The following is a 6938-nucleotide window of genomic DNA, read 5'->3' on the forward strand; positions in this document are numbered from 1 at the left end:
GCCGCATTCGACCCTGGGACGAAGCCGGTCCGCCGATTTCTACACGCTCGACGGAAATTGATCAGTGCATCGTGCGCCCTGCCGAGCCGAGCATCTGTGTCGCCTCGACCACCCGAGCCGCCATCGCCGTCTCGGCCGGCTTGCCCCAGGATCGGGGGTCGTAGGCCTTCTTGTTTCCGTAGTCGCCGTCGACCTTGAGAACCTGGTCGTACTTGCTCAGCATGTGACCCGCGATGGATCTGGTGAACGCGTACTGGGTGTCGGTGTCGATGTTCATCTTGATCACCCCGCTGGCGACGGCGGAGGCGATGTCTTCTGCGCTGGATCCCGATCCACCGTGGAACACCAGATCGAACGGGTTGTCCTTACCGGTCTCGGCTCCGACGACGGCCTGGATCTCGGCAAGAATTTCCGGGCGTAGGTGCACCGAGTCAGGGTTGTAGACACCGTGTACGTTGCCGAAGGTCAGGGCAGTCATGTATCGACCGCGCTCCCCTGCGCCGAGCGCGGCGATCGTGGCGCGCGCATCGTCGACAGTCGAGTACAACTGTTCGTTGATCTCGTGTGAGACGCCGTCCTCCTCCCCGCCGATCACGCCCACTTCGATTTCGAGGATCGTGTTCGCCTGCACCGACAGATCGAGCAATTCGCGAGCGACACGCAGATTCTCGTCGAGCGGCACGGCCGAACCGTCCCACATGTGCGATTGATACAGCGGGTCGAGTCCGCGTCCGCGTCGGTCGATGGCGTCGGCCAACAGTGGCCGCACCCAGTCGTCCAGATTCTCGGCGGGGCAGTGATCGGTGTGCAGCGCCACCGAGATCGAATAGTGCTGCGCCACTTCGTGGGCGTACTGCGCGAGCGCCTTGGACCCGGCGAAGCGGTTCTGCACGGCGTTCCCGGACAAATAGAGTGCGGTACCGACCGATACCTGAATGATGCCGTCGCTCTCGGCCTCGGCGAATCCCTGCAGAGCTGCGTTGAGAGTCTGCGAGCCGGTGACGTTGATCGACGGGTAGGCGAATCCACCCTCCTTGGCGCGATCCAGCATGGCGGCATACTGGTCCGGACTGGCAATCGGCATGAGCTGTCCTATCTTTCGGGTGCGGCCGGCATGTCGACTGATGGTGCCGTACAGCCGCAGGAATTTCGGTGGGTGAAGGTGGTCGGTACGCGGATCGATCGGGGCGCGTCCTCGCGCCCCTCGATGCGGCCGAGGAGTAGGTCGGCTGCGGTTCTGCCGATCGTTTGCACGTCCTGAGCCGCGGCCGTGAGCCGGGGCTCGAACAGATCCGACCACTCGAAGTCGTCGTAGCACACGAAGGCGAGATCGGCGGGAATCGACAAACCCAGGCCACGAACGGCTTTCAGTGATCCGATGGTCATCGAATTGTTCATCGACACCAGAGCCGTCGGCCGATCCGGACCCGACATCAGTCCACGCACCCGAGACTCGGCCACCTCGACACTGGACCGACCGTCGAGGATCAACCTGGGATCCAACTCGATTCCTCGATCGGCCAGTGCGCGGGAATAGCCGTCGAATCGCTCTGTGGTGGAGGAGATCCCCTCGATGCCGCGAACGATCGCGATGCGGCGATGTCCGGCGTCGAGAAGGTGGGTCGTGAGTTCGTACGCCGACACGTCGTTCTCCGGACCCACCTGATCGCACGCGACGTCGAGCATCCGGTCGATCAGCACCAGAGGCGTTCCGCTACGCACGATCTCGGGAATCGTGGAGAACTCCGAGCCCGCTGCAGGCGCGAGAATCATGCCGTCGACCTGACGGTCCAGCAACGAGTCCGTCACCCTGCGCTCGGAACGCGGCTCGTCGTGCGAATCACCGAGGATCAGTACGTAACCGGCCTCGGACAACCGCTCCTCGACGGCATGGACCAGGCTGCCGAAGTACGGGTTGGTCAATGCGGCGATGGACAGTCCCACGGTGTGAGTCCGACCTGCCGCGAGCGATCGAGCGACGACGTTGCGTCGGTAGCCGATCTCGAGAATAGCCGCATCGACGCGTTGCCGGGTGGCGGGATTGACGTTGCGCGTGCCGTTGAGCACGTGTGAGACAGTCGATACCGATACCCCGGCCAGGCGGGCGACATCGTCCATCGTGGGCATGTCAGAGCGCCCAGCGCTGTCGCATCTCGTGGCTTTGTGGAATCGTCATGTCAGCCGCAGGATTCGATCGGCGCGGCGCGCAGTCGACCCGATCAGTTCCGCGTTGCGCTCGTCCGATCCGAGAGCCCAGAACTCCGCATCCTCGTGCGACTTTCCGTAGGCCTCGTGCCGAGCCACCAGCCGTTTGTGCCGAACCTCGGTGTGCGGAGCCAGGAACCAGACCTCGTCGATCATCGCCCGCGCCGACGGCCACGCGTCGGACTCCATCAGCAGGTAGTTGCCCTCGGTGATGACGAGCGGGACAGTCGACGGCACCGGGATCGAGGACCCGATCGATTCCTCGATCTCTCGGCGAAATCTCGGCGCGTACACGACGGGACCACCTGGTTGCTGATCGTGCACGGCCGCGATGAGCCGCGCGTAACCACCGTCGTCGAACGTGTCGTGGGCACCCTTGCGATCGAGCCGGCCCAGCTCGATCAACACCTCGTTGGCAAGGTGGAATCCGTCCATCGGAACCAGTACCGCGAGCTCCGGCCCGAGCGCGTCGACGAGTTGCTGTGCCACAGTGGACTTTCCGGCACCCGGTGCACCGGTCAGGCCGAGTATGCGCCGCTCACCGGACACGGCCAGCTTTCGTGCCAGCTCCACGAGTTCTTCGAGGGTGGCTTCCTGTACGTCCTGGTCAATGCTCACCGTTGTCGCTTTCGAGTCCGCGGATGGGAAGTTCGTGTAGCCACACTCTGGGGCCGATCACCGAGCAGCGCAGTGCGGCAACCCGAGCCGACCTGTCGATGCGCTCGGAAAGAGAGCCTGGCTGCGTGGAGTAGTAGGCATACGCGCCGTGGAACGCATCCCCGGCACCCAGAGTATCGACCACTGCGACCGGCTTCACCTCGACCGATCCCGACGATCCCTCGGACCACCATTCGACGGGCTCGCCGCCGTGGGTGGTGACGACGGTTCGAACGCCGGATCCGACAAGCGCTGCGGCAGAGTCCGCCGTGTCCGAGGTACCGGGGGCGCGAAAGTCCGCCGAGCACACCATGTCCGTGGCATGCGGAATCAACTCGCTCATCACCGGTTTCCAACGACCGGCGTCCACGACCAACGTGGTGACCCGCGCCGCCGCATGTTCAGCGGCGGCGCAGGCGATCAGGGGGTGGTGCCCGTCGACGAGAACGACGTCGGCACCGGCAACGACGGCCTCTAGACCTTCCGGCGGCGAGGCGTCGGAGTTGACGGCGTCGGCCGAGACGACCGACCGGTCCCCGGTCGATTCGATCACCGTCACCGCCGAGACGGGAACGGACCTGATGGAGCCCTCGGCCGCGTCGATCACCCGCACTCCGAATTCCGCCAGGTCGGCCTTGACCAGCGCTGCCACCGGGTCGTCTCCGAGCGCGGTGACGAGCACAGCCGTCCCGCCCAGCGCGGCGAATGTCACTGCCGCGTTGGCGGCAGGACCTCCCGCCGCGACGAACTGGGCACTCGAGGTGATCTTCTGGTTGGGTGCCGGCGCTGCCGACACTCGATGAATGATGTCGAGTGTCGCCAGCCCGACGAAAACACCGACCGGACTTGTCGATTCAGAGTCCGGCACGTTCATCGTCGGTCGGCTCCTCCGCGCCGGTCATGAGCGCGACGACCTCGGACATGGTGCGGTTCTTCGGATCCACGACGCCCGCCCGCTTGCCGAGACGGTGGATGTGAATCCGGTCGGCGACCTCGAACACGTGCGGCATGTCGTGGCTGATGAGCACCACCGGAATGCCTCGGTCGCGGATCGTGCGGATCAGATCGATCACCATGCCCGACTCCCGCACGCCGAGTGCGGCCGTCGGCTCGTCCATGATGATCACTCCGCGTCCGAACGCTGCAGCCCGGGCAACTGCAACGCCCTGACGCTGACCGCCGGAGAGCGTCTCGACCGCCTGATTGACCGACTTGATGCCGATCTTGAGATCCTGCAGGTGCTTCGAGGATTCCTCGCGCATCCGCGGCATGTCGAGTCGACGAAAAAGACTGCCGCTGATGCCTTTACGCTTGATCTCGCGTCCCAGATAGACGTTCGACGCGATGTCGAGAGCCGGAATGACGGCCAGGTCCTGATAGACCGTCTCGATGCCTGCCGCTCGTGCGTCGCGCGTGTTCTTGAACGACACCGGCGAGCCGTTCATCAGGATCTCACCCGAATCCGGAATGACAGCCCCGGCCAAAGCCTTGATGAGACTGGACTTTCCGGCACCGTTGTCGCCGATCACCGCCAGCACCTCACCGGCCCGCAACTCGAAGTCTGCACCGTTGATGGCCGTGACGCTGCCGTAGGTCTTGACCAGACCACGCGCTTCCAGAGCGAGGGTGGCACTCACTGTGACCTCCTACGTGCGAATTGATCGACGGCCACCGCGACGATGACGAGAATGCCGGTCGCGACGTTCTGGTACAGGCTGTCGACGCCTGCCTGCGTGAGCCCGTTGCGGAGCACACCGACGATCAGAGTTCCGATGAGAGTGCCGATGACGGTGCCGCGGCCACCGAACAGACTGGTTCCACCGATGACGACCGCGGTGATCGTTTCGAGGTTGGCGTTCTGATAAGCGTTCGGATCGGCGTTGGGGATCCGTCCGAGCGCTGCCCATGCCGCGATCGCCGCGATGACCCCGGTCACGATGTAGACCGAGAACAGCACGCGTCCGGACTTGATGCCGGAGCGGTCCGAGGCCTGCGGGCTTCCGCCGACCGCGTAAATATGCCTGCCCCAAGAGGTTTGGGACAACGCATACCACATCACGGCGTACACCAGCAGCATCACCACCACGCCGTAGGTCGTGGAAAAACTGCCGATCTTGAACGAGGTACCCAGCAGCGTCAGTGGTCCGCTCGGCACCTGGTAGGTCTCGGAGCCGGCCAGCAACCTGGTGGCTGCCTGGATCGCGGTGAACGTGCCGAGCGTGACGATGAACGGTGGTAGTCGCAGCATCGTCACCAATCCGCCGTTGATCGCACCGAACGCCACACACACGGCAAGCGTGGAACCCAGTGCGACCACCGGACCGTTCGCGCCTGCCGACTGCGCCATCACGATGGTGCCCATCACCGCCACCGCACCGATCGACAGATCGATACCGGAGGTCAGGATGATCAGCGTCTGGCCGACAGCGAGAATGCCGACGACCACCGACTGCTGCAGAATCAGAGAGACGTTCTGCGGGTTGAGAAACGAGCTCGAGATCGAGCTGAAGACGATGACGGCGATGAGGAGCGCGGCCATCGGCCCGAGCAGCGGTTCACGCAGGATTGTTCCCACGTTGAACCGGCTCGGAGCCTTGGGAGGCGCAGCGGTGTCGGTACTCACGAATCAGATCCCTGTGTTCGCCGGTGCGTCGCGATCAGCCCCAGCAATTCGCTTCGCCCCATGCGGTGTCCTGGGATTCGATGCCGGCTACCGGCTTGTCGGTGACGAGCTGCGAGCCGGTGTCGTTGAAGCCGCTGGGCTTGGTGCCGTCCTGGGCGAACTTGACGACCGCGTCGACGCCCTGCTCGGCCATCTTCGCCGGGAACTGGAGCACCGTCGCACCGATGATGCCGGACTTGACGTTCGCGATGCCGGTGCAGCTACCGTCGATGGAGCCGATGGTGATCTGATCGGCGCGGCCGGCGGACTGAATCGCCTGGTACGCACCCGCCGCGGCGGGCTCGTTGATCGTGTAGAGCGCGTTGACGCCCGGTGCGCGCTGCAGCAGGTTCTCCATGGCCGTCTGCGCCTTGGTCTGGTCACCGTTGGTGTTCTCCTGGCCGACGATCTCCGACGAGCTGTCGGTCAGGCCCATGCCTTCGAGGAAGCCGTCGTGACGGAAGGTGTCGACCGTGCCGCCCGCGGTGCCGTCGAGCATGATGACCTGGGGTGCAGTGGTTCCGAGCGTGCCCTTGACCCATTCGCCCTGGCTGACGCCTGCGGCCTTGTTGTCGGTCGCGAACGTGGCGTCGACCGCGTCCTCGGGATCGGTTGCCGTGTCGAGGGCGATGACGACAACGCCGGCGTCACGTGCCTTCTTGATCGCGTCCAGGACTCCGGTGGACGAGTTCGGGGTGATCAGAATCCCCTTCACACCCTGCCCCACCAGGTTCTCGATGGCTGCGACCTGACCCTCGTTGTCACCGTCGAATGCGCCGGCCAGAGCCACCAGCTCGGCTCCGCTGGAATCCGCCTGCGCCTGCGCTGCCTCGCGCAGCTTCACGAAGTACGGATTGGAATCCGTCTTGGTGATGAGCCCGACCTTGACGCTGTCCGAGTCCGAGCTGCTGCACGCGGTGAGGCCGAAGACGAGCGAACCGGCCATGAGCACGGTTCCGATCGTCAGCGCAGACTTCCGACGGTGATTGAACATGTGGACTCCCTTGTCCCCTAGCCACGCGGTCGCGTCGCTCGATTGCAGGAGCCTAAGACCGATACAAGCGCTTGCGCATGCGCTTTCGCGAAACAAACTCGGAGTCTTTTTCTGACCGACCGGCTGACCGGTTCGTGACGGGGGTCACGCGATCGTCGAGTCCCGCCCCGCGCAGCGCCCCAGGCCCCCGCACACGCGCGATCGTCTGGCCTTGGACGCCGCCCGTCACCACCTCGGTCCCCGGCAAACGCGCGCGCTCTTGCCATCCGCGCGCAAAATAGTGCCCGATCGGCTGGCAATTCCACGCGCACCTGACGAATGCGCGCGCATTTGCGATCGCCGCCGATCAGGCCCCTCCGCCGATCAGCCTCCGACGCCCAAGTCCCCGCCTCCCCAGTTTTCGCGGCCCCAGTACCCGCC

7 protein-coding genes are annotated in these 6938 nt (G+C 64.8%); all 7 read right to left on the reverse strand.

Annotated elements, in window-relative coordinates:
- Positions 1-61 precede the first annotated feature (61 nt).
- Genes fbaA through CH295_RS04665 form a run of 7 tightly spaced genes read right to left on the reverse strand, consistent with a single transcriptional unit; the run spans position 62 to position 6518 of the window.
- Entirely contained in the window at positions 62-1084 is a 1023-nt protein-coding gene (gene fbaA, locus CH295_RS04635) for a class II fructose-bisphosphate aldolase (protein ID WP_094739902.1), read from the reverse strand.
- Positions 1085-1092: 8 nt separating this feature from the next.
- Positions 1093-2127, reverse strand: coding sequence for a LacI family DNA-binding transcriptional regulator (locus CH295_RS04640; RefSeq protein WP_094739903.1), 1035 nt, complete (start codon positions 2125-2127; stop codon positions 1093-1095).
- A gap of 45 nt (positions 2128-2172) precedes the next feature.
- Positions 2173-2823: a nucleoside/nucleotide kinase family protein gene (locus CH295_RS04645; protein ID WP_094739904.1), complete on the reverse strand. Its 651-nt coding sequence runs from the start codon at positions 2821-2823 to the stop codon at positions 2173-2175.
- Positions 2813-3736 (reverse strand): PfkB family carbohydrate kinase, encoded by a 924-nt coding sequence (locus tag CH295_RS04650; protein WP_094739905.1) that lies wholly within the window; start codon positions 3734-3736, stop codon positions 2813-2815. Before CH295_RS04650 ends, CH295_RS04645 begins: the two co-directional genes overlap by 11 nt.
- Positions 3717-4499 carry an ATP-binding cassette domain-containing protein gene (locus CH295_RS04655; RefSeq protein WP_037194425.1) on the reverse strand — a complete coding sequence of 261 codons (783 nt, stop codon included), beginning with the start codon at positions 4497-4499 and terminating at the stop codon, positions 3717-3719. The genes CH295_RS04650 and CH295_RS04655 overlap by 20 nt, the downstream gene beginning before the upstream one ends.
- Positions 4496-5485, reverse strand: coding sequence for an ABC transporter permease (locus CH295_RS04660; RefSeq protein WP_037194422.1), 990 nt, complete (start codon positions 5483-5485; stop codon positions 4496-4498). Before CH295_RS04660 ends, CH295_RS04655 begins: the two co-directional genes overlap by 4 nt.
- Positions 5486-5519: 34 nt before the next feature.
- Complete coding sequence (locus CH295_RS04665; protein WP_032405682.1) at positions 5520-6518, reverse strand: substrate-binding domain-containing protein; 999 nt, start codon at positions 6516-6518, stop codon at positions 5520-5522.
- Positions 6519-6938 lie beyond the last annotated feature (420 nt).

This window comes from Rhodococcus sp. 14-2483-1-2 (assembly GCF_002259405.1).
Classification (GTDB): domain Bacteria; phylum Actinomycetota; class Actinomycetes; order Mycobacteriales; family Mycobacteriaceae; genus Rhodococcoides.

Excerpts from the sequence above, each read along its gene's own strand:
- fbaA (WP_094739902.1), bottom strand. The coding sequence starts at position 1,084 with ATGCCGATTGCCAGTCCGGACCAGTATGCCGCCATGCTGGATCGCGCC.
- CH295_RS04640 (WP_094739903.1), bottom strand. The coding sequence starts at position 2,127 with ATGCCCACGATGGACGATGTCGCCCGCCTGGCCGGGGTATCGGTATCG.
- CH295_RS04650 (WP_094739905.1), bottom strand. The coding sequence starts at position 3,736 with ATGAACGTGCCGGACTCTGAATCGACAAGTCCGGTCGGTGTTTTCGTC.
- CH295_RS04665 (WP_032405682.1), bottom strand. The coding sequence starts at position 6,518 with ATGTTCAATCACCGTCGGAAGTCTGCGCTGACGATCGGAACCGTGCTC.